Consider the following 26,007-nt stretch of genomic DNA (forward strand, 5'->3'; position numbering starts at 1 on the left):
CAGAACGCCCCACCTCTTCGGTTGAAAAGGAGTCGCACATGGCCTGGCAGAATTCGGTACCGCGCAGTTCAGTAACGCGTTCCGCAAAACTGGGACCGGAGGAGCGCGAGGCTGCCCTCGCCAAACTCAAGGTCAAGGAACTCGACATCCTGGTGGTGGGTGGCGGCATCGTCGGGGCTGGCTCGGCCATGGACGCGGTGACCCGCGGCCTGAGCGTGGGCATCCTCGAGGCCAGGGATTGGTCGTCAGGCACCTCGAGCCGATCGTCCAAGCTCGTGCACGGCGGCATCCGCTACCTCGAACAGCTCGACTTTCGGCTGGTTCGCGAGGCGCTGACCGAGCGGGGGCTGCTGTTGCAGCGACTCGCGCCGCACCTCGTCAAGCCCGTGCGCTTTCTCTACCCGCTGAAGAAGCGCTTCACGGAGCGCTTCTACATTGGCGCGGGCATGCTCCTCTACGACATCTTCTCGTACACGGGCGGTCGGCCTCCCGGGGTGCCGCACCACAGGCACCTGAGCAAGCGCCAGGTGCAGAAGCTCATGCCGAGCCTCGCCAACGACGCGCTCGTGGGCGGCATCACCTATTACGACGCGCAGGTCGACGATGCCAGGTACGTGTCGTCGCTCGTGCGGACCGCGTCGTTTTACGGTGCGCACGCGGCCAGCCGCGTTCGTGTCGAAGGGTTCATCAAAGTGGGGGAGCGTGTCGTAGGCGTGCACGCCCACGACCTGCAGACCGGGGAGCGCTTTGACGTTCGCGCCAAGCAGGTCGTGAATGCCACCGGCGTCTGGACCGACGACACCCAGCGCATGGTGGGCGAACGCGGCACCTTCAAGGTACGCGCCTCGAAGGGGGTGCACCTCCTCGTGCCGCGCGACCGTTTCCAGTCGGCAATGGGCCTGCTGCTGCGAACAGAGAAGAGCGTGCTGTTCGTCATTCCGTGGGGCCGGCACTGGCTCATCGGCACCACCGACACGGACTGGCATCTCGACAAGGCGCACCCTGCCGCGACGGCAGCCGACATCGACTACATCCTCGAACACGTCAACTCCGTGCTGAGCGTTCCCCTCACCAGGGAAGATGTCGAGGGCGTGTACGCGGGCCTCCGTCCGCTGCTTGCCGGGGAAGACGACCAAACGTCCAAGCTCTCGCGCGAGCACCTTGTCGGGCACTCGGTGCCCGGGCTTGTCGTGATCGCCGGCGGCAAATGGACCACATACCGCATCATGGCTAAAGACGCCATCAACGCGGCGGTCGATGCGCTCGACGGCAAGATTCCGCCGTCGGCCACCCACGACATCCCGTTGCTCGGTGCCGAGGGGTACCAGGCCGCCTGGAACAAGCGCCGTAAGATCGCACGCGCCTTTGGGCTGCATACGGTTCGTGTGGAGCATCTGCTCAACCGCTACGGCACCCTCACGGACGAGTTGCTCGACCTCATCAAAGCGGATGCTGCGCTCGCCGATCCGCTGCCGGGCGCGGATGACTACATCGGTGCTGAGGTCGTGTACGCCGCGTCGCACGAGGGCGCGCTTCACCTCGAAGACGTGCTGGCCCGTCGCACGCGTATCTCCATCGAGGCCTGGGACCGCGGAGTCTCTGCGGCACCCGTGGCAGCGCACCTGATGGCCGGGGTTCTCGGCTGGGACGAGGCGCAGATCGAACGGGAGATCACGTTCTACCTCACCCGGGTCGCGGCCGAACGGGCATCCCAGGAGGAACCCGACGACGAGTCCGCTGACCGTGTGCGCCTTGAGGCCCCCGACATCACCTCAGCCACGCAGTAGCCGTCCTGTTGTGCCCGCGCCCGCGCCCGCGCCGCGGCGCGCTACCGGCGCGCCACCGGTCGGGGCCGCGCCTCCATGGCGTGCAGCGCCCGCTATGGCGGTAGCGCGCGGCGAGAGCGGCGCGGGATCTACGTGTGCAGGGCAGCGCGGGGGATGCCGTTCCGCGTGAGAAACGCGCCAAACCGCGCGGGGTCGTTCGCGAGGTCCCAGTCCCATCGAATGACGAGCGGTCCACAGGCGCGAACCCGGTTCTCGCGGTCCTTCTCGGCCGTCAGGACCTGCACCGGGGTCTTCCCGCGGGTGAATTCCTCCTTGACGTACTTGCCGAATCCGTCGAATTCGCCCACTCGTTTGACGGTGCGCCAAAAGAAGTCCACGAACGCGATGAATCCTTCCGCATCATCGAAACGCACCTGCAGCTCCGGAATCAGGAATCCCAGAAGGAACATATAGGCGCGACTGACGGACTCGCCGCACGATTCAGACTGGGTCGATGCGAATTCACCGGCACGGAGCGCAGCGGTCCTGCCTTTAGCCTGTCCGTGTGTCGGCAGCCCCTCCAAGGCCGCTTCCAGCTGGTCCCTCGTCGCGAGGGCGGTGCCATATCGCGGGATGGCAATGGCGCGATCCATCATTGCGACGGCCTCGGGGAACGTCAGCACACGAGCCATGTCGACGGCAGTCGTTGCCACGTTCGTCACCAGTAAGCCGTCGTGGGACACTACAACGCCCTCGCGCTGGTCCTGATGACGCACAACGCCATGGCTGGACCGTCCGCCACCGGCCGGAGACACGAGCACGTGGATGGCTGTCGGCCAAGCCCCCACGCGCGGAAGACCCCAGATAGCTGCGGCCGAGTCGTGGGTGAAAGTCAGAGCCTCCGCACTCACAGCGGCGTAGGCCTGGATGCGGCGGACATACTGCTGATCCGGATTGAGCCCCCGCCATATCTCGACCGGCATATACACGCCTCGGCGCAGGCGAATGAGATGACCCCGCTCGAACTCGGTGCGCAACTCGCGGCCCAGGCCGATTGCAATCGCGTAGGACGCGATGATCAGACCCTCGTGGTCTGCGATGGACGCGAGCAGGGCGCCCGGGGTCAGAGAGGTAGTTGACATGAAGGGAGCATGGCCCGGGACGCAGAACTCGTGGCCACGATCCGCGAATCTGTGCAGAACTTTCCGTGCGAGCTCCTGGGGTGGGGAGCGGGGAGGCGCGCCGTTGTGGCGGCACGCGCCCGCTGGGGCGGGAGCGCCCGGCGACGGCGGCGCGGCTGGGCGCGGGCAGGGCGCGGTGCGGGGCGCTGGCCGAGCGCGCGGCCGGCTCACGGGGAGGCCCCGGTAGAATGACAACACCATCCTTTAACTGCAGGAGTCCACACAATGGTTGATGTTCGGCGGGTCAAACTTCCCGGCGTCGGTGTGCTGCACACCTTCATCACGGATGACGGTGGCAAAGTCGGCGTCATAGCCCACCGCTCGGGTCACAGCGACCTGATCACGTTTGCCGACGACGAGGGCGGCCCCGATGCGGCCAAAGTGTCCCTGCGCCTGAACGAGGACGAGGCGCACACCCTCGCGGAGTTGCTTGGCGGCACGCAGATCACCGAATCTCTGACTGCGCTCGACCAGATCCCCGGCCTGAGCATCGACTGGTTCACCGTGGACTACGAAGACCACATCGCCGGCCAGCCCCTCGGCAACCCCGCCGATCGCGGCATCGCCGGGCTCACCGTGGTCGCCGTGGTGCGCGGCGAATCGGCTAACCCGGCACCCGCCGCCGACTTCAAGGTTTTCCCGGGGGACACCCTCGTCGTTGCTGGATCTCCCGAAAAGGTCGCCAAGGCATTCGCCTTCTTCCGCACGGGAGAACTCAAGAGCAAGACCGTCAACGCGCCGCCAGGGGGCTAGTCGATGCACCTGGGCGAAGACCTCATCACTCTCGGCATTCTGCTCGTCGTTGCGTATGTGTTCGGTCGTTTGGGCAAGCTCGTCGGGCTGCCCTCGATTCCGATCTACATGATCGTGGGGGTTCTGGCGAGCCCGAACACCAACTTCTTCCCCCTCGACTTCCAGTCCGGCGATATCGAGCTGATCGCGGTCTTCGGCCTGATCCTGCTGCTCTTCAGCCTGGGTCTCGAATTCGATCAGGAGGAATTCTTCGGCAACGCCAAGACCCTGCTCATCTCGGGTGGCTCCTGGGTGCTCATCAACATGGGCGCGGGCTTCGTCTTCGGCATGCTCGTGGGGTGGGGCCCCCGGGAAGCCCTGGTGATCGCCGGGATGACTGGCACGTCGTCGAGCGCCATCATCACGAAACTCCTGATCGAGCTCCGTCGCCTGGCCAACAAAGAGACGCCGATGATCCTCGGCGTCACGGTGGTCGGGGACATCTTCATCGCCATCTACCTGTCGATCGTCTCCGTGGTCCTGAGCGGAAAGACCGAGGTCTGGCCGATCGTGCTGCAGCTCTCGATCGCCTTTCTGTTCCTCGTCGTCATGTTTTCGCTCGCGCGCTGGGGCGGCCGCGTCGTCTCACGGCTCATGCGAACCAAAGACGACGAACTCTTCACCATCCTGTTCTTCGGCCTCGTCGTGCTGTTCGCCGGCATCGGCGAGATCATCGGCGTGACGGATGCCATCGGCGCCTTCCTGATCGGAGTCGTGCTCGGCGCGAGCACCTACCGCGCCCGTATCGAGCGCGTGGCGGTTCCCCTGCGGGACATCTTCGCGGCTTTCTTCTTCCTGAACTTCGGCCTCGCGCTCAACGTCGCCGAATTCGGGTCGGTCATTCAGGTCGTGCTGCTCGCAGTCATCATGACGTTTGTGTTGAGTCTTGGCTCCGGAGTTCTGCTCGCCTGGCTCCACAAGATGGGACCGCGCGAAGCCCTGAATACCGCCGCGATCTTCGTGAACCGCGGTGAGTTCACCCTGATCCTCGCCACCTTGAGTGTGACCGCCGGGCTGGACCCCCGGCTGCAACCATTCGCCGGCCTGTACGTGCTCGTGATGGCGATTCTCGGTCCGCTGTTTGCCGCGAACTCCGAGAAGATCGGGGCCATGCTGCGAAAGCGAGTAACCGTGGCCGGCACCCGGCCGCCGCGAAACCCGATGCTCGACGAAGAGATCGCCCTCGTTGAGGCCGCCACCCAGGACCAGGCCGCCGAGGCCCGAACGGATGCCGGTGCCGCCGCCCGCCGTGCGGCGAAGCGAACCGCAGACGAAACGACCACCACGGCATCCGCTCCCACGGCCCGGGATGCGGCCATGGACGCGATGCTGGAATTTGCCAGGGACCGGCCAGACCCCGACCGGGCGAAACCGCCCCGCCCCGATGCCGCGGCACCGGGAACACCAGACAAACCTGCACGAAAACCACGAACGGGTGACTACACGTGATCGAGATGATGAGACGCCCACGTTGGGTGCTCGCGCTACTTTTGGCTCTGGCGATTGCGGCGGCCTTCGCCGTGCTGGGGCACTGGCAGCTTGACCGCGCCATCGAGTCCGGCGTGGTTGTGGAGCGATCCACCGAACTCGTGATGCCGCTCGAGGACGTCACAGAGCCCGACGGCCCGAGCACGCAGGTGGCGACCGGGCAAATGGTGCAGTTCGATGCGGCCCCGGTACCGGGCGACGAGCAGGTAATCAGCAAACGGTTCAATGGTGGCGAGCTGGGGTTCTGGGTGGTCAGCCACTACATTATTCCCGAGAACTCGGCGCACATTGCGGTGGCCCGTGGCTGGTCGGCCGACGAGGCCGGGGCACAGAAGGCGGCCGCGGCGCTCGCGTCAGAGCGCGCCGGCCCGGTCACGCTCGTGGGACGATTCCTACCCGGCGAGGCCCCGGAGCTGCCGGACGAGAACGGGCCGTCGAGCGTGCAGACCACGGTTGCGCCTTCCGCGCTGGTGAACCTGTGGGCGAACTTCACCGACCAGTCCGTGTACTCGGGTTACATAGTGGATTCCTCCGCACCGGCCGGTCTCGCCGTGATCGATTCGCCGGAGCCGGTCATCGGGTCGTCGGTCAACTGGCTCAACATCTTCTATGCCATCGAATGGGTCGTGTTCGGTGGGTTCGCGGTGTTCCTCTGGTACCGCCTCGTGCGCGACGCCGTGGAACGCGAACTCGAAGACGCCGAGGAAGCGGCTGCGGAAGCTCTCACCTCTGGCACGTAGAATTACAGTCATGCCTCGTTTACCCAAGCCCGCCGATGTATCCAAGCTTCCCGGTGCGCTCCGGCTGTACAAGGTGTCCTCGGTCATCACGGGAGTGTTCCTGCTCCTGCTCTGCGCCGAAATGGTCATCAAGTACTCCTTCGGTCACGAGATCGAGATGGCCGGCCCGCAGGGCTTCCTGGCCCTCGTGCCGACCGATACCGTGACGGCCGTCAACCTGAGCACCGGCATCCTGATCGCGCACGGCTGGTTTTACGTGCTGTACCTGTTCGCCGACTTCCGCCTCTGGAGCCTCATGCGTTGGCCGTTCTGGCGCTTCGTGCTGATCGCCCTCGGCGGCGTCGTTCCCACCCTGTCGTTCTTTGTTGAGATCCCCACCGCTCGCACTGTGAAGCGCTTCCTCTCCGAGAACGCCGTCAAGACCGCGGCAGTTGCCGAGAAGGCCGAGGCCACAGCATGAGCGTGACTGACCAGACAACCGAAAACACGGATGCCGCGGTGCCGGCGCTCTCCGGAATCGACCGCCCCGTGCTGGTCGTGGACTTCGGTGCGCAGTACGCGCAGCTGATCGCCCGACGCGTGCGCGAGGCATCCGTTTACTCCGAAATCGTGGCGCACACCATCACCGCCGCGGAGATCAAGGCGAAGAACCCGCTGGGCATCGTGCTCAGTGGCGGACCGTCGAGCGTCTACGCCGAGGGTGCCCCGGCATTCGACGCGGAGATCTTCGAGCTCGGCATTCCCGTGCTCGGCATTTGTTACGGCTTCCAGGTGATGGCGACTGCCCTCGGCGGCACCGTCGCCCAGACCGGCGCGCGCGAGTACGGCTCGACGCCGGTCACCGTGAGCAACGGCGCGAATGTGCTGCTCGCCGACCAGCCCGAAGCACAGACCGTGTGGATGAGCCACGGCGACTCGGTGGCCACCGCGCCGGCCGGGTTCACGGTGCTCGCCTCCACGAGCTCGACCCCCGTCGCGGCCTTCGCCAACGACGAGCGTCGCCTGTACGGCGTGCAGTGGCACCCCGAGGTCAAGCACTCCGAAAACGGTCAGCACGTGCTCGAGAACTTCCTGCACCGCGCGGCTGGCATCGCCGCCGATTGGAACAGCGGAAACGTCATCACCGAGCAGGTCGCCAGGATCCGCGCCCAGGTCGGCACCGGCAAGGTCATCTGCGGCCTGTCCGGCGGAGTCGACTCCGCGGTGGCCGCCGCGCTCGTGCACAAGGCCATCGGCGACCAGCTCGTGTGCGTGTTCGTCGACCACGGCCTGCTCCGCCAAGACGAGCGCCGTCAGGTCGAGGAAGACTACGTGAAGGCCACCGGCATCCGCCTGGTGACCGTCGACGTGCGGGAGCAGTTCCTCACGGCCCTCGAGGGTGTCAGCGACCCGGAGACCAAGCGCAAGATCATCGGTCGCGAGTTCATCCGCACCTTCGAGCAGGCCCAGGCCGAGCTCATCAGGGAGGCGGCCGAGATCGACGGCGACCCGATCCGCTTCCTCGTGCAGGGCACCCTGTACCCCGACGTGGTCGAGTCCGGCGGCGGAAGCGGAACCGCCAATATCAAGAGCCACCACAACGTGGGCGGCCTTCCCGACGACCTCAAGTTTGAGCTCGTGGAGCCGCTGCGCACCCTGTTCAAGGACGAGGTTCGTGCCATCGGCGCCGAGCTCGGCCTGCCAGCCGAGATCGTGCAGCGCCAGCCGTTCCCCGGACCCGGCCTCGGCATCCGCATTGTCGGGTCGATCAACCAGGAACGCCTCGACCTGCTGAGGAAAGCGGATGCCATCGTTCGCGCCGAGCTGACCGCCGCCGGCCTCGACAACGAGATCTGGCAGTGCCCCGTCGTACTGCTCGCCGATGTTCGTTCGGTGGGGGTGCAGGGCGACGGCCGCACCTACGGCCACCCGATCGTGCTGCGCCCGGTGTCGAGCGAAGACGCGATGACTGCCGACTGGACGCGCGTGCCGTACGACATTCTGGCGAAGATCAGCAACCGCATCACAAATGAGGTGGACGGCGTGAACCGCGTCGTGCTCGACATCACGTCGAAGCCGCCGGGAACCATCGAGTGGGAGTGACCTCGCACTGACCGACCCGACGGTCGCCTCTCCTGCTCCTGAAAGCGGTTCACGCGCCTGTAATTACAGCCGCCCGAGCCGCTTTCGGCCGCACGACAGCGGCGAGGCTCAGCCCTTGGGGGAGCGGAGCCAGCGACGCACCGCGATGAACACGACCCAGCCGAGGGCGGCTACGGTGATGACGGCGCTGATGACGTAGCCGATCGTGGCGTTGTTTCCGGAGATCTCGGCCGAGAGAAGCGCGGGCAGGTGCAAAAAGCTCATTGTTCTAGCTAAGCACCGTTTGAGGCCGGCGCTTCACCGTGCACAGAAATCGTGGCCGGTGTCGGGGTCTCCGAATGGGTATCGAGATCCCAGGCGCGCAGGCGCCGCAGCAGGCTGCGCTTCTTGTCGGTGTGCCCCTGCATGCGCCCGAGGATGCCGGCGAGCATGGAGATCGCCTCCGGGATGAACGGGCCCTTATTGAGCATCACGCACTCGGCCCGTTCGGCCATGGCGGCATCGGTCACCTCGGCCCGGGACGGCAGCCCGGTGCGGGCGAGAGTGTCGAGCACCTGGGTGGCCCAGATGACCGGGGCATGTGCGGCCTCGCACAGCCACAGGATCTCCTCCTGCACCTCGGCGAGCCGTTCGAACCCGGCCTCAACGGCGAGGTCGCCCCGGGCGATCATCACGCCCACGTTCTGCCACCGCATGGCCTCCAGCAGGATTTGTGGCAGCGCCTCGAACGCGGCGACGGTTTCGATCTTGAGCACGACGCCGAGTGCGGGGTTGGCCTGGAGGTGAGACAGCAGGTCGCGTACGTCTTCTGCACTGCGCACGAAGGACATATTAACGATGTCGGCGTGGCTGCGGACGAACTCGAGGTCGGCGGCGTCCTGGTCGGTGAGTGCCGAGATGGACAGCAGCGTATCGGGTAGATTGATGCCCTTCTCTGCGCGCAGTTTCGTTCCCTCGTGCCCGGCCCGGTGCACCGCGATCGTGATCTGCGTCGGGGCAACGGCGATGATGACCCCGGCGATTTTGCCGTCATCGAGCAGCACACGGTGACCGCGGTGCGCTTCGCGGAATGCCTCCGGCAGGGTGCAGCCGATCCGGTGTACTCCGTTGGTCGAGAGCGGGACCGGGCTGAGATCCGCGGTGAGGATGAGCGTATCGCCGCGACGCACGAGCAGGAACTGCTCGGTCGAGGGCAGAACGTCGACGAACCCGACCACGTCTCGGGCGTCGTGTTTGGCGCCCAGGGCCAAGCCGGGAACGAAATAGACGGTCTCCGGAAGCGACGCCAAACATCCGTCGGCATAGACCTGCTCCACGGTGATCGTGCGATACGCCCCGCGGGCATCCACGAGGCTGATCTCATCGCCGACCCGGCGGCGGCGTAGCCAGCTCGGGTCGGCGATCGGAATAACGGATGCGCTCGGCGCGACAGCGTTGTCGGGTCGGGCGCCGAGCCAGACCAGTCCCCGGCGCAGAACCGCACCGGTGGTGGAACGCTCAGGTTTAACTTTGATCACCCGCGGTCCGTCCATGATCGGACCCGTGCGCAGCTTCGGACCGCCAAGGTCCATGGCCACGAGGCATCGCTCGCCGGTCCCGGATTCAGCGGCGCGGATATTGGCGATCATCGCCATCCACTCGGCCTCCCCATCGTGGGCGCAGTTGATGCGGGCGAGATCCATGCCGCTCGTGATCATGGACTGCACCATGCCGGTGTCGGTGGCCGTTTCGCTCGGCATCGTCACCATGATGCGGGTCGAGCGGTGCGCCGGTTCGGGGCCCAGGAGCAGCGCCGTGTTGCGGGCGAGCACTGCGGTGCCGTCGTGTGCGGGCGGAACGCCTACCGGGTGTGCAGCGGACGGATGACTAGCGGGGTCGATCAGCAGCGTGAGCGTGCGGAGCAGCGCTTCGATGCTCGCGAGAACGTGGGATTCGGTGCGGCCCAGCGAGGTGAGGCCGTGCCGTGCCAGCCGTACCTGAAGCTCGCGTATGTCGTGCGCGCGCATCTCGGCGTAGTGCACGAGGTTGATCGCGCTGAACTCGTGCCGCGGCTGCACGGCGGAAATCTGGTCGGCGTGCCGGAGCTCAGCGAGAAGTAGATCTGCGCGCAGCGCTTCAACGTCGGCCTGGAGGGAAATCAGGTCAGAGAGCTCGAGCGATATCACGCTGGTCCTTCCGCGTCTGGCTCGCGCCTGTTTCAGGGTGCGTGGCGGCAAGCGTGCACAGTATGCAGCCTCGGGGTGAACAGCAGGGGCGGCATCAGGAGCACGCATCGTCACCAGAAGATCGTGCGGCGACCGGCAACCGTCGCGCACGCATGTGCAAGCGGATGCTGCGGGGGCGTCGATACCGTGGGAGAGACATAATTCCGGACTCACTGTGGAGGACCCCATGAACAGCTACGAGAGCCTTCTCGAGACGATCACGCCCACGTCGGGAGCGACGAGAGAGATTCTCGATCCCGCGACCGGGGCAGTCGTCGGCTTGGCACCGTTTGACACCGTCGACGACCTCGATCGCGCGGTGCTGGGTGCCGTGGCGGTTCAGCCCGCGTGGGCGGCCCTCGGCCACGCTGCCCGCAGCGAAACCCTCCTGCGGGCGGCGGACGCGATCGATGCTGCCGCCGAAGCGTTGGCCGAGCTTCTCTCCCGCGAGCAGGGCAAGCCGATGAACGGGCCGAACGCCCGCTTCGAGGTGGGCGGGGCATCCGCTTGGCTCCGCGCTGCAGCCGGCACGCCGCTGGAGTCCGAGGTTGTCGTCGACGACGGTTCGACGCACGCGGTGATGCACTACCGCCCGATCGGCGTGGTGGGCGCGATCGGCCCGTGGAACTGGCCGATGATGATCACCATCTGGCAGATCGCCCCGGCGCTGCGCATGGGTAACGCCGTCGTGGTGAAGCCCTCCGAGTACACCCCGCTGAGCGTTCTCGCGCTCGTCGCCGTGATCAACCAGGTGCTGCCGGCCGGCCTGGTCACCGTCGTCTCCGGCGACCGCGAGGTGGGCGCGCGCCTGTCGTCCCACCCCGACATTGGCAAGGTGATGTTCACAGGCTCCACCGCGACCGGCAAGGCGATCATTCGCAGCTCGGCCGACACCGTCAAGCGCCTCACCCTCGAGCTCGGCGGCAACGACGCCGGCATCGTGCTGGCGGATGCCGACCCGACGGCGATCGCGGAGGGCCTGTTCTGGGGAGCGTTCATCAACACCGGCCAGACCTGCGCCGCTCTCAAGCGCCTCTATGTGCACGACGACATCTATGAAGAGGTGTGCACGGCCCTCACGAAGGTCGCGGCCGCCATTCCGATGGGGGTGGGCGTCGACGAGAAGAGTCTGCTCGGCCCGCTGCAGAACAAGGCGCAGTTCGACATCGTCGCCGGCCTCGTCGACGCGGCGAAGGCGTCCGGGGCTCGGGTTCTCCTGGGCGGCAACCCGGTTGCCGGCCAGCCCGGCTACTTCTACCCGGTCACGCTGATCGCCGACATCGACAAGGACCACCCACTGGTGCTCGAGGAACAGTTCGGCCCGGCGCTGCCGATCATCCGCTACAGCTCAGTGGACGAGGTCGTCGCCCTGGCTAACGGCGTCGACGTGGGCCTCGGCGGCTCCGTCTGGTCGGCCGACCTTGTGCAGGCACGCGAGGTCGCCGCCCGCCTGGAGACCGGAACCGTGTGGATCAACGCGCACGGCGCGGTGCACCCGATGATTCCGTTCGGTGGTTCGAAGCAGTCCGGCTACGGCCTCGAGTTCGGCGTCGAGGGGCTCAAGGCGCTCGGCGTGCCGCAGGTGATCAACGGCTGAACCGCGGCCCGGCGTCACACGGCGGCTGACCGGAACGGGATCTTCCCGTTTCGGTCAGCCGCTCACATGTGCGGCGAACATCATGGCCATCGCGGCAGCGCCCACGATTTCCGCTCCGAGGTCGGCCCGCCGAAATCGGCGGCCGCGCACAGCGCCACCTGCCCCGTCGTGGGTGGCGCGCAACGAGGCAACGAGCAGCACGGCCCGCCATCCGACTGCCGCGGCGAGGATCACGGCCGCGATAAGGGTCGGATCCAGGGTCCCCGTGCCCGGCGCCGGTGCCCACGCGCCGAATCCGCCGGCAACACCGTGCTCGTGCGCGGCGGCCGCAGCAGCGACCTGATGCGCTCCGGCCGCCTGAACGCTGCGCGCCCCCGACTCGAGGGTTCCGGCCGCGAGCATCGAGCCGGCCATGAACGCTGTGGCGGCCATCATCGTGCCGTGAAAGACGCAGGCGCTGCGGCTCATTCGACCGGCGCAGCCGGCGACCGACGTGGGATGGGCCGAGGCCCGTATCGCGAACCACCAGGTGGCCGCAGAGGAGAAAACGACAGTGGGCAGAAAAGACCACACCGCGCCAGACAGCATGGCGAGCATGGCGCCACCCATGAGCGACTGCAGCCCGAAGTCGACGCGCGCAGAGCGGGACCCGCTGGCGGCGGCGCGCACGAGTGAATACACGAGCGCCGCCGCCAGAAGCGCGGACAAGGCGACTTGGAGAACGACATTGTCAACCATCGAGGCCTCGGGTCTCGTCGCTAGTCGCGGCTCAGCAGTGGCAGTGGCCTTCGGTGGCGGGTGCGTTGTCGGGCACATCGAGCACGGGGCTGCGGTCGAAGAACCCCTCGGGCCGCAGCTTGAAGCCCGCAGTGTCAACGGGCATGATCGGCCAGTCCTCGACCCTGGGGAAGTGCGTGAGACCGAAGGTATGCCACACGACGATGTCCTGCCCGTCGATGTCCCTGTCCTGCTCGACGTAGGACGGCAGGCCGGCGCCCCCCGCGTGCTGGTTGACGAAATCGCCGGTGGGGTAGCGCTCCGTCTCGGCGAACCGCGTGACCCAGAGATCCTTCGTGGCGAACGCGGCACGCCTGGCCACTGAGGAGTCCGGGTCGGCGAGCAGTGTCGGCTGCCCCTCGGGGTACAGCTTGTAGCCCACAGGCTCACCAAGGCGGTTGAGGCTGCCCGGGTTGGAGATCAGCCACGTGCGACCGCTGCGCATGTCGGCCTCGCGGATGGCGTCGGATTCGCGGGCGAGCAAGGTGCGTCGGCGGGAGAAGGCGTTGCCGCGCTCGTTCCCCACGCCCATGGGCACGCGCACAGCTTCTTCTTCTTCAACGCGATTGGCTAGGCCGTCAACGGCCATGTCGAGACGGGCGCTGAACAGGTGCTGGTGGAAGGGAGCCCCGAGCCCCGGCGCAAGCTCGGACGCATAGGGATAACCCTTGCCCGGGTAGGCGCTCGTGAAAACGACGCCCGTGGCCTTGGTCTCGAACTCGATGGTGCCGTCGAGGTAGAGGTACCAGTAGAAGCCGTAGTCGTAGTTTCCGACGGTGGTGAAGAACGAGATCACGAGGCGGCGATTGCGCCGCGTGTACTCGATCCCCGTCCACAGGTCGCTGTGCTTGGCCAGGATTCCCCAGTCCTCTTCGTGCATGCAGATGCCATTGCGGATCTCCCGCGGGTTTCCGAAGCCGTCGGTGATGACAGGGCTCAGGTACGTGATATCGCCGAGGCAGTCACAGCCCAGCTCGAGGGAGTTGGCATACTGGCCCACGAGGTACTCGCCGGTGTCGAAATAGTTCTGCCACGAACGCACCGGTGCCGGGTCGCCGTAGGGCACGACCATTTCGGCGATGGACGCGCGTCGGATGATGGGGCGCCGCACTCCGGCGTCGTCGAACGCGATGTTGTGCAGCACGACGCCTTCCCGCACGTCAAAACCCACGTCGAGGCTCCACTTCTCCCATTCGATGTGGTTGCCCCCGGTCACGGTGAAGCTCGGCCCCTCCGGCTGGGTGATGCTGATCGGCTTGAGGGTGTCACGCAGCGCACCGGTGAGCTCCGGGTCGGTGTAGTTGCCGTGTTCCGCCGGAATGGCGACGACTCCGTAGTCGATGACCTGGTCGACGGTCCTGCCGACGACGTCCACGTAGGCCACCAGGCCGTCAACCGGATGCGCCCAGGCACTGTCCTCCGGAAAGTCCTGCACGAAAGCGAGCCCGCGCAGAATGCGGCGCCCAGCCTCCTCCGGGTACTCGAAGACGCCGGCAGACAGCGGGGCCACCCGTACCTTCGCAACATCGAGCCCGCGGGCGGCCAGCGCCGCGAGCCAGCGCTCATCGTGGGAGAGCAGCTCTTCGACGCTGCCGAATTCTTCCTCGAGCACGGGCAGTTCGCCCATCGTCGAGGTGTCGAGTGACACTGCAGACTCCACGGTCCCACGGGTCACGGACACCGTGACATCTGTCGGGGCGGCGCCGGAGACGTCGTGCAGGAAGACACGAAAGCGGCGGTCGACGGCCTGGGCCTCGGCGGCCCGCGGTGGATCGAGCAAGCCGAGGTAGGCCACCCGGATGCTCTCGCCGAAGAGGCCCGCCTCGGCGAGCAGCGCGCGTACCCGCACGACTTCCCCGGCGGTCGGGAGCGCGTAGGCCCCTGTCGTCGTCGTGGGGGGAGTGACAAGCGATGCCGAGGTCATGGGAAGCCTTTCCGGGCTGTCGTAGGCCGAATTCAGGTGTTTTTCTATGGTTGTAGAATAATAAGTCTCAGTAAGCTCGGAAGGCAAGCACCAATTCACCCGGGTGGTGTGTGCACGTCTTCAGAAGGGACGCCATGCCGAAGGTTGTCGATCACGACCAGCGCCGCACCGAACTGGTCGACGCCACGTGGCGCATAATAGCCCGGCACGGCATCGAGGGCACCACGATGCGCCAGATCGCCGCCGAGGCCGGATTCGCCAACGGCGCGCTGAAACCCTACTTCTCCACCAAGGACGACCTGCTGTCCTTCGCCTTCGGACACGTCTTCGGCCAGACCAGCCAGCGGATGCTCGAAGCCACGGCGGGTACCACAGGACTTGTCGCCTTGCGGGCCTTCTGCCACGAGATCCTGCCCCTCGACGAGAACCGCATCAGCGAGGCCCGGATTGTCATTCCCTTCTGGCAGCGCGCGCTCACGGACCCGGACAAGGCCCGTCTTCATGACACGGCCATGCTCGAGTGGCGCGCGGCGCTTCATTCCTGTCTCGCGCAGGCGCGGGGCGACGGCCACGTTCACACGGCAGTGCCCGACGACGACATCGTCGGACACCTGATGACAGTCGTTCTCGGTGCGCAGATCACCGCGGTGCTCTCCCCGGCCGAGCATTCGCCGGAGAGGCTGATCAGCCAGCTCGACGGCTACCTGAGGCTGCTGGCGTCTGGCGACTGACGGCATCCGTTTTTCAACGCGTGTTGAAAATAAGTGACATTCGTCGTGGGGACGACTAGGTTACTGTCAACGCGAATGCGTACACCGGCAAAGGAGCTCCCGTGACCCTGGCGATTGTTTCCGCCGCCGTCGGCGGTGATTTCGAGCCCGTGCAGACGGCACACGCCGACACTTTCGCACGCTGGCGCACGCTCGTGTCGGACTCCTTCGTACCGCTGGACGTTCGCTCGGACGCCCCCGACTTCAGTGGTACCCTGCGGGCGCGCGTGCTCGACGAGCTGTCGATCGTCGAGGTCACGGCGACGGGCCACCAGGTGCTGCGCACGCCTGCCCTGATCGCCCGATCGCAGAGGCAATACTTCAAGCTCAACCTTCAGTTGTCGGGTCACGGCATCCTGATCCAGGACAACCGGGAGGCGACGCTGGGCCCCGGTGACATCGCCGTCTACGACACGAACAGGCCGTACACTCTCGAATTCGACCGGGATTTTCGCACGCTCGTGCTCATGTTCCCGCACGACGTGCTCGACCTCTCGGTGGAGTCGGTGGCGCAGCTCACCGCGGTTCGCATGGCCGGCGATGCCGGCCTCGGTCGCATGATCAGCCCGTTCATGGTGCAGCTGGCCGAGAATCTGGACGTCCTCTCCGGCTCGACCGGTCACCGCCTGGCCTACAATGCCGTCGACCTGATCGCCACGATGTTCGAGAACGAGCTCAGTATCCGACGCCGGCCGATTCCGGGCACCCATGGGGACATGCTCGCGGGCATTCGCAAGTACATCGAGGCCGAGCTGGGCGACCCCGGCCTGTCGCCGGCCGGCATCGCGGCGGCACACTTCATCTCCACCCGCCACCTGCACAGCGTCTTCCATGAGGCAGACACCACGGTGTCGAGCTGGATCCGGCGCCGCAGGCTCGAGCGCTGCCGCCGCGACCTGCGTGACCCGATCCTGGCCGACCGCTCGGTCGGCGCCATCGCGGCGCGCTGGGGTTTCCTCGATGCCGCGCACTTCAGCCGCATTTTTCGCGCGGCGTTCGGTGAACCGCCCACGGCCTACCGGCGCGGGTGAGCCTCCCTCCCCGTCACGAGGCTTCGCTCTGCGTCAAGTTTCGTTCCCGCAATGCCAAGTGCGTGGCGAGATTCTCGACGAGAGTCGTAGCACTGGCTCCCGTGTAGGGGGCCGCTCAGCGAGGAGCAGCCATGACCACCACCCCCACCACGCCACAGGCCGCGGCCTCGACGTCCCTGCGCCGGCGCCGCCTGGGCGTGATCGGCATTGTCTTTTTCGTCGTCGCCGCCGCGGCACCGCTCGTGGGTATGACCGGTGCCGTGCCCGTAGCCATCGTGCTCGGAAACGGGGCGGGCGCACCGGGAGCCTACCTCGCCGTCGGGCTCACGCTCCTGCTCTTCAGCGTGGGTTATGCGGCCATGAGCCAGCGGGTCACCAACGCCGGTGCGTTCTTCGCCTACATCGGCCGGGGGCTGGGGAAACACCTCGGCAGCGCATCCGCTTTCGTCTCGATCCTCGCGTACCTCGCCATCCAGCTGGCCATCTACGGCTTCTTCGGTGGCCTGCTTGCGGCCCAGGTGGGGCTGCTGCCGTGGTGGGGCTGGACGCTCCTGGCCTGGGCCGTTGTCACCCTTCTCTCCCTGCTCAGCGTCGACGTCGGGGCCAAGGTGCTTGGACTGCTCATGCTCCTCGAGCTCACCGCCCTGCTCGTGACCGCTGTGGCCATCCTCGTGGACGGCGGCCCCGAAGGCCTCAACTTCGCCGCGTCCTTCAGCCCCGGTGCCATCATCGCCGGTGGGCTGACCGGCTCCGCGGGCATCGCCTTCGCCTTCGCGTTCGCCTCCTTCATCGGCTTCGAGGCCACGGCCATTTACGGGGAAGAATCGAAGGACCCGAAGACCGTGGTGCCGCGGGCGACCTACCTCGCGGTGGGCGTGATCACTGTTCTGTTCGCGCTTACCTCCTTCGCGATGGTCACCGGGCTCGGGGCCTCCACAGTGGTGGAGCGCACTGTCGAGCTGTCGACGCTCGACGGCGTTCCGCTTGCCGACCCGGCCGCCGTGCTCTTCTCCCTCGCGACACAGTACGTGGGACCGTGGATGGCCACGGCCATGGGCATCCTCGTGCTCTCGAGCCTGTTCGCGGGTCTGCTGGCCTTCCAGAACGCCGCCGGGCGGTACCTGTTCGCCCTCGGCCGTGGCGGGGCGCTGCCCCGCCTACTCGGGCGCGTCAACGGAAGCGGCGCACCGAGCACGGCATCGCTCGTGACGTCGGCCGTCACCGGCGTCGTGACCGTAGCCTTCGCGGTCTTCAGGCTCGACCCCGTGCTCAACCTGTTCTACTGGTTCAGCGGGCTCGCTGTCGTGGCCATCGTGCTGATCGAGATCCTGGTCTGCGTCGCGATCATCGTGTACTTCCGCCGCAATCGGGGCTCAGAGAACGTGTTTCAGACGGTCATCGCGCCGATTCTCGCCACGATCGGACTCGTCGTCGGCGAATACCTGCTGATGAGTCGTTTCGGGCTGCTTGCGGGAACGGTGGCAGAGGGAGTGGACCCCACAGTGACGGCCTGGGGGCTGAGCCCGATCGGCTGGGTGCTCGTGTGCCTGCCCTTCGTCCTGCTGCTGGTCGGCTACCTTGGGTCGGCGCTGTCGAGGAGCGAGAACGACGCGCTCGTGAAGGACGTGCTGTCGTGATCGACTGAGCACAGACACGAAAGCGGGGCCGGTCCAGATGGACCGGCCCCGCTTCTCTTGTAGTGCTATTCGCCGCGCAGGATGGCGAAGATGCGCAGCATCTCCACGTAGAGCCACACGACGGTCAGAACGATGCCGAACGCAGCCGACCAGCCGTACTTGCTGGGAGCGCCGTTGTTCACGCCCTTCTGCACGAAGTCGAAGTCGAGCACGAGGGAGTACGCGGCCAACACCACTGCGAACAGGCCGATGACAACGCCAAGCGTTCCGCTGCGCAGCCCGAACTGGCCGCCGACACCCGCGATGGTGAGGAAGAAGTTGATCAGTGAGAACAGGCCATAGCCGACGATGGCGATTGTGAAGATCTTCGTGGCCTTCTTCGACGCCCGGATCTTGCCACTGCGGAACAGGGCGAGGGTCACACCGACAACCACGAGGGTCGCGAGGATCGCCTGAGTGACCACGCCTTCGTAGAGGGTGTTCAGGTAGACCGAGATGCCACCGACAAAGAGGCCCTGGGCGCCGGCAAAGGCGAGGATCAGCCCCGGCGACGGCTCCTTCTTGAACGTGTTGACGAGTCCGAGCACGAGTCCGGCGATGGCGCCCAGGATCCCCAGGAGGGGAATCATCCAGCCCACGGCCGCCGCCATGAGCAGCACAGCGAACGCGATGCCCGTCTTGCGGATCGTGTCTTCATAGGTCATGCGTTCGGTGTCCTGCGAGCCAGCCGAAGGCTGGTCGTACATCGTCTGCAAATCGCTATCGGAAAGAGCCTTCGACGACGCCAATGCGCCCGGAGCGCCGAACGCGGCGTTGCGGGAGAAAGCGGGGTTGGAGGTTGCCATGGGTTTAGAACTCACAATCAGCTGTGGTGCGTGGGCCCGCCCCGAAAGGGTGCAGTGTCTCCAACCTAGCTGAGACAGGCATGGAATGTGCTGGGGATCAGCCGCTTTTAAGGGGAACGAACACCACTCCGCGGCGTTCGATCAGCCGGCCGTGCAGCCAGGCCGCAAGCCACGCGCCGGCGACCGTGGCGAGGGTGCCGATGAACAGTGCGAGTGGATTCTGGCCGTAGTGCTGCAGTGTGACCTTGATCACGAAACTCGCCGCGATAGGCAGCAGCACGACGAGGTACGTGGCGGCGGGCCGGTGCCGCACCACGAGCCACCCGCCGAGCAGCACAGCGAAGGCGCCCACGAAGTCGACACCGCCCAGCAGTATCACCCCGGCAAGCAGGCAGGGGATGAGCACGAGAAGCCTCCGCCAGAGCGCCCCCGGCAGCAACAGCCAGCCGGCCGCCTGCATGACAGGTCCGATGGCCAAAAACCAGAGGCTGTAGGTGCTCGACAGGCTCGTCGCTGCGACTCCGACACAGATCAGCGAGAGCCCCGCAACGGATCGCTCGCGGGAGCGTCCCCACCGGCGGGGCAGGCGGTCTCTGGGATCGGTCAGCATGGTCACAGGAACGAGTCTGGCAGGCTGCGGCTAGCCTTGAAACATGCGCACGTCTGTTATCGGTCATCGTGGGGCCAGCGGCTATCGGCCGGAGCACACCCGATCTGCCTTCAATCTCGCGTTTGCGCTCGGCGCCGACGCGGTGGAACCCGACGTGGTGGCCACCCGCGACGGAGTGCTTGTCGTGCGCCACGAGAACGAGATTTCGGGCACAACGGATGTGGCCTCTCGGCCCGAATTCGCCGGCCTCCGCGCCCGCAAACTCATCGACGGCACCGTGCTCACGGGCTGGTTCACCGAGGACTTCACGTGGGATGAACTGGCGACCCTGCGCGCGAAAGAGCGCATGCCCAAGACCCGCCAGTCGAACGCGAGTTTTGACGGCGAACACCCGATACTCCGCCTGCGCGACCTCCTCGACCTTGTCGACCGCTCGGCCGACCTGAACCAGCGTGACCTCGGGCTGGTGGCCGAAATCAAGCACGCCACCTATTTCGCTTCCATCGGCCTGCCGCTCGACGAGCTGTTTGCCGCCGAGGTGGCCGCCGCCGGTTGGAACACCGACCGGCTCACGGTCGAGAGTTTCGAACTCGGGGTGCTGTCCCAGCTGCGCGAGCGCGGCATCCGTGGCAAACGTATTTTCTTGCTCGAGGACGCAGGCCAGCCGCACGATGAGATTGCCCGGCACGGCGACGCCGCGCGACGGTACTCCGAATACCTCACCGAAGCCGGGCTCGCCGACCTTGCGAGCCGGGTCGACGGCGTGAGCGTTCACAAGTCGCGCATTCTGAAGACAATGCCCGCCGGCGGTGTCACCGGAGCCTCGGCGCTCGTCGAGGAGGCTCATGCGGTGGGCCTGCTGGTGTATTGCTGGACCCTGCGCCCCGAAAACCGGTTTCTCGCCGCGAGCTTTCAGCGCGGCTCCCGAAAAAGCGACTGGGGTCACTGGCAGCGGGAGTTCGGCACGATCATGGCGAGCGGCATCGACGGGGTCTTCGCAGACCACCCTGATCTAGCCGTTCACGTGCGCGACGCCCAGCCGTCCTGAGTCACACCGCCGGTCGAGCACCCGGGCCCCCGGGACACCGGGGCGTGTCAGGGGGATCGCCTAGAATTGAGACTCATATGACGATGCCTCCCAGCCCCGCTCCTTCGTCCACGCCGATCATCGTGGACGGTTCCGGCCACCCCATCCTGAACGGTGCAGGCGGCGAATCCGGGCGGCAGAGCCCCCTGCTTGACGGGCTCAATCCCGAGCAGCGGGAGGCCGTGGAATACCGCGGACAGGCCCTGCTGATCATCGCCGGCGCGGGATCGGGCAAGACGAGCGTGCTCACCCGCCGGGTGGCAAGCCTGCTCGAGACCCGTGACGCCTGGCCCAGCCAGATCCTCGCGATCACCTTCACCAACAAGGCCGCGGCCGAAATGCGCGAGCGTGTGCAGGCCATCCTCGGCCAGGGTGCCGAGGGCATGTGGATCTCCACGTTCCACTCCTCCTGCGTGCGCATCCTGCGCCGCGAGGCCGAGAGCGTGGGCCTGTCGAAGACCTTCAGCATCTACGACTCCGCCGACACCAAGGTGACCCTCAAGCGCATCATCAAATCGTTGAACGCCGATACCCTCGGCTTCACTCCCGGCAACGTGTCGTCGAAAATCTCCAAGTACAAGAACGAGTTAGCGGATGCCGACTCCTACGCCCGCAACGCCAATATGAGCGACCCGCAAGAGGTCATGTTCGTTGAGATCTTCAGGCAGTACACCAGCAGGTTGCGCGCCGCGAGCGCCCTCGACTTCGACGACCTCATCGGTGAGACGGTGTACCTGTTCCGGGCCTTCCCGAAGGTCGCCGCGCTGTATCGGCGTCGGTTTCGGCACCTTCTCGTTGACGAGTATCAGGACACCAACCACGCCCAGTACGCCCTCATCCGCGAACTCACCCGCCCGGTCTCGAACGACCTCGCCGCCGAGATGGACGCCGAGGGGGTTCACGTGCGCGGACTGCGCGACGCCACCGGCGCAATTCCGGGTGCCTCGCTTACCGTGGTGGGCGACTCTGACCAGTCGATCTACGCGTTCCGCGGCGCGGACACGCGCAATATCAGCGGCTTCGAACAGGATTTCCCCGGCGCCAGGGTGATTCTGCTCGAGCAGAACTACCGCTCCACCCAGAACATCCTCAGCGCCGCGAACGCCGTGATCGGGCACAACTTCGACCGCAAGGAGAAGAAACTGTGGAGCGCCGGCGGCGACGGCGAGAAAATCACCGGCTTCACCGCGTATTCAGGCCACGACGAGGCGCAGTTCGTCTCCGACGAGATCCAGGCTCTGCACTCAGCAGGCATGGCGTACCGCGACATGGCCGTGTTCTACCGAACCAACGCGCAGACCCGTGCGCTCGAAGAAATCCTGGTGCGATCCGCCACGCCCTACCGAGTGGTGGGCGGCACAAAGTTCTACGAGCGTGCCGAGATCAAAGATGCGCTGGCCTACCTCATCTCCGTCGCCAACCCGGTTGATGAACTCGCGCTGCGCCGTATCCTGAACACGCCCAAGCGCGGCATCGGCCCGGCGACCGAGACCGCACTGTCGAGCTTCGCCGACGACAATGGCCTCACCTTCCGGCAGGCCATGCGGGAATCGAGCGCCCTCGGTCTTGGCCCCAAGGTGACCAACGCCATTCTCAAGCTCGCCGAGCTTCTCGACTCCGCCGCGCTCCTGCTTGACCCTGAGGCACCGTCCGGCCCGGCGAATGTGTCGGAGGTGCTCACCTTCCTGCTCGACGGCAGCGGCCTGCTGGCGGTGCTGCGCGGCAGCCGGGACCCGCAAGACGAGGCGCGCGCCGAGAATATCGAGGAGCTCGTCGCCCAAACCAAAGACTTCAACAAGGAAAACCCCGACGGCGGGCTCGTCGACTTCCTCACCCAGGTGTCCCTCGTCGCGGCCGCAGACGACCTCGACGACGCCTCCGGAACTGTGTCCCTAATGACCCTCCACACGGCAAAGGGACTCGAATACGACGCCGTGTTCCTCACCGGGGTGGAAGAAGGCCTGCTGCCGCACCAGATGTCAGCGAACGAGCCCGGCGGCCCCGCCGAGGAACGTCGGCTGTTCTACGTGGGCATCACCCGCGCCCGCAAACGGCTCTACCTCTCCCTCGCCATGACCCGCGCGCAGTTCGGCGACATCAACGTGGCCATGCCCAGCCGATACCTGCAGGAGATCCCGGCCGAGCTCATCGACTGGAAGCAGTCTCCGGGCATGGCGAACTCCCGCGGCGGCACGCAGCCGCGGGCGCTCAATGCCCGCCGCGACGGCTTCGGCGGCGGCTTCAATGGACGCAGCAAGGAACAGGCCGGCCTGCCGCCGGCCCCGCCCAAGCCGAAGACCGAGTGGGCGAACAAGATCACCGGAACTGTGCGCGACAACGGCAGCCTCGAACTCGTCGCAGGCGATCGCATCCGTCACCACGATTTCGGCGAAGGCCGGGTGAGCCAGGTCACGGGTGAAGGCACCAAGCGCATCGCCCATGTGCAGTTCGACACCTCGGGGGCAAAGAAGCTGCTGATCAAGATCGCGCCCATCGAGAAGATCTAGTGCGCCCTCCGGAGGAACGCCGCAGCGCGCCGGAATCCTTGAAGCAATGGGCGCTCTCGCTACGGGCGGCCCAGTTCGAGGTCGCGACGCGCGCGTCGGTCTCGGTGGCGCTCCCACTCGTCGTACTGCTGCTCACAGACCACCTCGACTGGGCCGCCTACGCGGCGTTCGGCGCAATGACGAGCCTGTTCGGCCGCAACGAGCCCTACCGTGTTCGCCTGCGCACTGTCACCGTGGCCGGCGTCCTCATGCTGTCCTTTATCGCGCTCGGCCTGGTGCTCGCCGTCGCCCAGGCGTCGCTCCTTGTGCTCACCCTCGGTCTGGTCGTCGTGATCAGTCTCGGCATAGTGGTCGCTTCCACGGCCGGCCTCTTCCCAGCCACCCCCATCTTCTTTGTTTTCGGTTACGCCGTCGTCGCCCAGGTTCCCACCCCGGGGGAGGAATTCTGGCCGCGCCTGCTTGTTGCCGTGGCCGCCGCGGCCTGTGCGTGGTCGCTCACCATATCGGGCTGGCTGCTGCGCCGACTCGCGGGCGAGCGCTCACCAGCCCTGTACAAGAACCTGCTCCGTGGGGGCGGCGTGAGCTCGCGCGCCTGGCGGGACCCTCAGGTCTGGCTCTCCGTCGCCCAGAATGTGGTGGGCGCCCTGCTGGCCGGCGGCCTGGCCATGCTCGCCGGCATTGGGCATCCGTATTGGGCAGTCGTCGCCGTCGTGGCAATTCTGCCGCCGCCGCGCGCCGCGCACTCCGTGTCGCGCGCATTCCACCGCATCATCGGCACGGCGGTCGGAGTCGTGATCGCCGGGCTCGTGCTGTTGCCCGGACCTGGAGTCGTGGTTCTCATCGTGCTGATCGCCGTCTGCCAGTTCGGCGCCGAGCTGCTGATCGGCCGTCACTACGGCGCTGCCCTGCTGTTCGTGACGCCGCTCGCGCTCGCCGTGGTTCATCTCACGAGCCCGGTTCCGGTGCCCGCCCTGCTCATCGACCGCGTCGTAGAGACAACCCTCGGCGGCGGCGTGGCCCTCGCCATCGTTCTGCTCGCTCAGGCCGTGCTGCGCCGCCGTGCTCGTCGCCAGCTCCCCGTCTGACGCCAGGCACGGGCGCCGGTCGACCGAGCAGCAGCGCGACGACGTTCGCGCCGACGATGAGCCCGATCCCCACCCACTCCACGAGTCCAAGGTCCTGGCCGAGCACCACCGCGCCGGCCAGCGCCGCGAAGATCGGGTTGACGCTCATCAGCACGCTGAACACTCCCGTCGGCAGGCGCCGCAGCACGAGTAGGTCGGCCACATAGGGCACGGCCGAGGCGAGAATGCCGGCGGCGACCGCGCAGAGAATGGCATACGGGCTCGGCGGGTTGCTGATGAAGATCACGAGCCCGACCGGCAGGAAGAGCGTCGCCGAGATTCCGCTCGCGGCGGCGACCCCCACGACGCCGGGCACGCGGCGACCCACGGTGCGGTTAAGGAGGATGTAGGAGGCCCAGCAGCACGCGGCCACGAGCGCGAGGCCCACCCCGATGTAGTCGCTGGAGGGCTGCGGCTGGGTGATCGCTGCGACCCCGAGCAGGGCCGCCAGCGCGCCGAGAATCGCGCCGCGACTGCGCGAGCCTGCCAGCGCCACACCGAGCGGCCCGAGGAACTCGAGCGTGACCGCGAGGCCGAGGCCGATGCGCTCGATGGACAGGTACAGGGTGAGGTTCATCAGGGCGAACACCCCGGCGAGCAGCAGGATCGGCCACCACTGGCGCCACGTGAAAGCCCAGACTCGAGGTCGCACCAGGGGCAGAAGTACCGCCGCCGCCACGAACTGGCGCACGGCCACAACGCCGACGGGCCCGATGACCGGGAAGGCGAGTGAGCCGACCGCGGCACCGAGCTGGTTGCTGGCGGCACTTCCGAGCAGTGTGAGGACCGCCGCCCGCTGCCGTGCTGTCTGCCCTGTCATGCCGAAATTCTGGCGCGACGATATTCATTCTCATAATGCATAAACGGGACTACTTATACACTGGGCGCATGAGTGTAGCGCCGGTGAATATTGAGCTGCGGCAACTGCGTTGCCTCGTTGCCATCATGGAATTCGGCAGCTTCACCGATGCGGCGATCGAACTGGGCGTGTCGCAGGCCGCCGTTTCCCGAAACCTCGCGGCACTCGAGCGCTCACTCGGCGTGCGGATGCTTGAGCGCACCACCCGGGCCGTGCATCTCACGGCTGCCGGCGAGCGTACGTTGCGCCAGGCTCGACGCCTCCTGGTGATTCTCGATGACCTCGAGCAGGACGCCCGGTCCGGAACGTCGATCCTGCGGGTCGGCTACGCCTGGTCGGCGCTCGGCAAGCACACGATCGAGTTCCAACGGCGGTGGGCTGCGGCTCATCCGCTGGTGGATCTGAGGCTCGTGCGCACCAACACGGCCACGGCCGGCTTGACCGAGGGCGTCGCCGACCTCGCCATCCTGCGTCGGGCACCTGACACGACAGTGTTCGATGTCGTGCTGGTCGGCGTCGAAAAGCGGTTCTGCGCGATGGCGTCTGACGACCCGCTCGCCTCCCGACGTTCCGTGACCTTGGCCCAGGTGGCCGAACTCCCCATTGCGATCGACGCGCGAACTGGCAGCACCGCCGTGTCGCTGTGGCCGGCCGATGCCCAGCCGGCTCGCACCATCCCGACCGGCGACATCGATGACTGGCTCACCGCGATCGGCGCCGGCCGGGCACGCGGCGTCACGGCCGAGGCGACCGCGCACCAGTACCGACGGCCCGGCATCGTCTACCGGGTGGTGCGGGATGCGCCGCCCCTGCCGGTGTACGCGGCGTGGCTGCGGAGCGATCCGCCGAGTGAGCGCACCGCCGTGATCGAGCTGCTCGCGGGGCTGTACGGATAGCGGGCGGGTGGCGCCCGCGCAGGCATTACGGACACTCAGAATTTTCACAGCTTGCCGATAGCAGTTCGCTTGGCTTGCTGGTCACTATCT

General features: G+C 66.7%; 22 protein-coding genes. 14 read left to right on the forward strand and 8 right to left on the reverse strand.

Features of this window, described 5'->3' with window-relative positions; genetic code table 11:
• The first annotated feature begins 38 nt into the window (after positions 1-38).
• Complete coding sequence (locus BJ997_RS00755) at positions 39-1,787, forward strand: glycerol-3-phosphate dehydrogenase/oxidase (protein ID WP_183323212.1); 1,749 nt, start codon at positions 39-41, stop codon at positions 1,785-1,787.
• A gap of 128 nt (positions 1,788-1,915) precedes the next feature.
• Here the strand turns inward: BJ997_RS00755 and BJ997_RS00760 are convergent, their stop codons facing one another.
• Positions 1,916-2,908 (reverse strand): hypothetical protein, encoded by a 993-nt coding sequence (locus BJ997_RS00760; RefSeq protein WP_052542379.1) that lies wholly within the window; start codon positions 2,906-2,908, stop codon positions 1,916-1,918.
• A gap of 264 nt (positions 2,909-3,172) precedes the next feature.
• Here BJ997_RS00760 and BJ997_RS00765 point away from each other — a divergent pair, with 264 nt between their 5' ends.
• The 5 genes from BJ997_RS00765 to guaA are packed head-to-tail and all read left to right on the forward strand — an operon-like array spanning position 3,173 to position 8,049.
• Complete coding sequence (locus tag BJ997_RS00765; protein ID WP_035837332.1) at positions 3,173-3,700, forward strand: cation:proton antiporter regulatory subunit; 528 nt, start codon at positions 3,173-3,175, stop codon at positions 3,698-3,700.
• 3 nt (positions 3,701-3,703) lie between these two features.
• Positions 3,704-5,188 (forward strand): cation:proton antiporter, encoded by a 1,485-nt coding sequence (locus BJ997_RS00770; protein ID WP_084141307.1) that lies wholly within the window; start codon positions 3,704-3,706, stop codon positions 5,186-5,188.
• Between the two features lie 5 nt (positions 5,189-5,193).
• Positions 5,194-5,967: an SURF1 family cytochrome oxidase biogenesis protein gene (locus BJ997_RS00775; RefSeq protein ID WP_152602241.1), complete on the forward strand. Its 774-nt coding sequence runs from the start codon at positions 5,194-5,196 to the stop codon at positions 5,965-5,967.
• Between the two features lie 10 nt (positions 5,968-5,977).
• A complete protein-coding gene (locus tag BJ997_RS00780; protein ID WP_035837333.1) occupies positions 5,978-6,427 on the forward strand; it encodes a DUF3817 domain-containing protein in 450 nt (149 codons plus the stop codon).
• 2 nt (positions 6,428-6,429) lie between these two features.
• Positions 6,430-8,049, forward strand: a complete 1,620-nt coding sequence (gene guaA / locus BJ997_RS00785; RefSeq protein ID WP_476695896.1) for a glutamine-hydrolyzing GMP synthase — start codon at positions 6,430-6,432, stop codon at positions 8,047-8,049.
• A gap of 108 nt (positions 8,050-8,157) precedes the next feature.
• Here the strand turns inward: guaA and BJ997_RS00790 are convergent, their stop codons facing one another.
• Together BJ997_RS00790 and BJ997_RS00795 are read right to left on the reverse strand one after the other, a co-directional pair.
• Positions 8,158-8,313, reverse strand: coding sequence for a hypothetical protein (locus tag BJ997_RS00790; protein ID WP_160175891.1), 156 nt, complete (start codon positions 8,311-8,313; stop codon positions 8,158-8,160).
• Between the two features lie 8 nt (positions 8,314-8,321).
• Complete coding sequence (locus tag BJ997_RS00795; protein ID WP_236629036.1) at positions 8,322-10,214, reverse strand: pyruvate kinase; 1,893 nt, start codon at positions 10,212-10,214, stop codon at positions 8,322-8,324.
• Between the two features lie 226 nt (positions 10,215-10,440).
• On the opposite strand from BJ997_RS00795, the gene BJ997_RS00800 reads away from it, so the two are divergent.
• Positions 10,441-11,850 carry an aldehyde dehydrogenase family protein gene (locus BJ997_RS00800; RefSeq protein WP_035837335.1) on the forward strand — a complete coding sequence of 470 codons (1,410 nt, stop codon included), beginning with the start codon at positions 10,441-10,443 and terminating at the stop codon, positions 11,848-11,850.
• 54 nt (positions 11,851-11,904) lie between these two features.
• Here BJ997_RS00800 and BJ997_RS00805 read toward each other — a convergent pair whose 3' ends face one another.
• Positions 11,905-12,588 carry a DUF5134 domain-containing protein gene (locus tag BJ997_RS00805; protein WP_035837336.1) on the reverse strand — a complete coding sequence of 228 codons (684 nt, stop codon included), beginning with the start codon at positions 12,586-12,588 and terminating at the stop codon, positions 11,905-11,907.
• A gap of 31 nt (positions 12,589-12,619) precedes the next feature.
• Positions 12,620-14,551: a primary-amine oxidase gene (locus BJ997_RS00810; protein ID WP_035837338.1), complete on the reverse strand. Its 1,932-nt coding sequence runs from the start codon at positions 14,549-14,551 to the stop codon at positions 12,620-12,622.
• 134 nt (positions 14,552-14,685) lie between these two features.
• Here BJ997_RS00810 and BJ997_RS00815 point away from each other — a divergent pair, with 134 nt between their 5' ends.
• From BJ997_RS00815 to BJ997_RS00825, 3 genes are all read left to right on the forward strand, one after another.
• Positions 14,686-15,282 (forward strand): TetR/AcrR family transcriptional regulator, encoded by a 597-nt coding sequence (locus BJ997_RS00815; protein WP_035837339.1) that lies wholly within the window; start codon positions 14,686-14,688, stop codon positions 15,280-15,282.
• A 107-nt stretch (positions 15,283-15,389) separates the two neighbouring features.
• Positions 15,390-16,352 (forward strand): AraC-like ligand-binding domain-containing protein, encoded by a 963-nt coding sequence (locus BJ997_RS00820; RefSeq protein WP_221244008.1) that lies wholly within the window; start codon positions 15,390-15,392, stop codon positions 16,350-16,352.
• Between the two features lie 131 nt (positions 16,353-16,483).
• Positions 16,484-17,989 carry an APC family permease gene (locus BJ997_RS00825; RefSeq protein ID WP_035837341.1) on the forward strand — a complete coding sequence of 502 codons (1,506 nt, stop codon included), beginning with the start codon at positions 16,484-16,486 and terminating at the stop codon, positions 17,987-17,989.
• Positions 17,990-18,054: 65 nt separating this feature from the next.
• On the opposite strand, the gene BJ997_RS00830 is transcribed toward BJ997_RS00825, so the two are convergent.
• Positions 18,055-18,834 (reverse strand): Bax inhibitor-1/YccA family protein, encoded by a 780-nt coding sequence (locus BJ997_RS00830; RefSeq protein WP_035837343.1) that lies wholly within the window; start codon positions 18,832-18,834, stop codon positions 18,055-18,057.
• Between the two features lie 97 nt (positions 18,835-18,931).
• The gene (locus BJ997_RS00835) at positions 18,932-19,450 is read right to left on the reverse strand and encodes a hypothetical protein (RefSeq protein WP_052542381.1); all 519 of its coding nucleotides are present in this window, start codon (positions 19,448-19,450) and stop codon (positions 18,932-18,934) included.
• Between the two features lie 37 nt (positions 19,451-19,487).
• On the opposite strand from BJ997_RS00835, the gene BJ997_RS00840 reads away from it, so the two are divergent.
• The 3 genes from BJ997_RS00840 (at position 19,488) to BJ997_RS00850 (ending at position 24,123) form a co-directional block, all read left to right on the forward strand.
• Entirely contained in the window at positions 19,488-20,492 is a 1,005-nt protein-coding gene (locus BJ997_RS00840; protein ID WP_035837344.1) for a glycerophosphodiester phosphodiesterase family protein, read from the forward strand.
• A 77-nt stretch (positions 20,493-20,569) separates the two neighbouring features.
• Entirely contained in the window at positions 20,570-23,038 is a 2,469-nt protein-coding gene (locus tag BJ997_RS00845; protein ID WP_183323213.1) for an ATP-dependent helicase, read from the forward strand.
• A complete protein-coding gene (locus BJ997_RS00850) occupies positions 23,038-24,123 on the forward strand; it encodes an FUSC family protein (RefSeq protein ID WP_236629134.1) in 1,086 nt (361 codons plus the stop codon). Before BJ997_RS00845 ends, BJ997_RS00850 begins: the two co-directional genes overlap by 1 nt.
• On the opposite strand, the gene BJ997_RS00855 is transcribed toward BJ997_RS00850, so the two are convergent.
• Positions 24,014-24,982, reverse strand: a complete 969-nt coding sequence (locus BJ997_RS00855) for an EamA family transporter (protein ID WP_052542719.1) — start codon at positions 24,980-24,982, stop codon at positions 24,014-24,016. The two genes, BJ997_RS00850 and BJ997_RS00855, sit on opposite strands and share 110 nt — an antisense overlap.
• A 68-nt stretch (positions 24,983-25,050) precedes the next feature.
• Between BJ997_RS00855 and BJ997_RS00860 the strand changes: the two genes are divergently transcribed.
• Positions 25,051-25,917, forward strand: coding sequence for a LysR family transcriptional regulator (locus tag BJ997_RS00860; RefSeq protein WP_221243911.1), 867 nt, complete (start codon positions 25,051-25,053; stop codon positions 25,915-25,917).
• The last annotated feature ends 90 nt before the right edge of the window (positions 25,918-26,007 follow it).

Origin of the sequence: Cryobacterium roopkundense (genome assembly GCF_014200405.1) — a bacterium.
In the GTDB taxonomy this organism is placed as follows: Bacteria; Actinomycetota; Actinomycetes; order Actinomycetales; family Microbacteriaceae; genus Cryobacterium; species Cryobacterium roopkundense.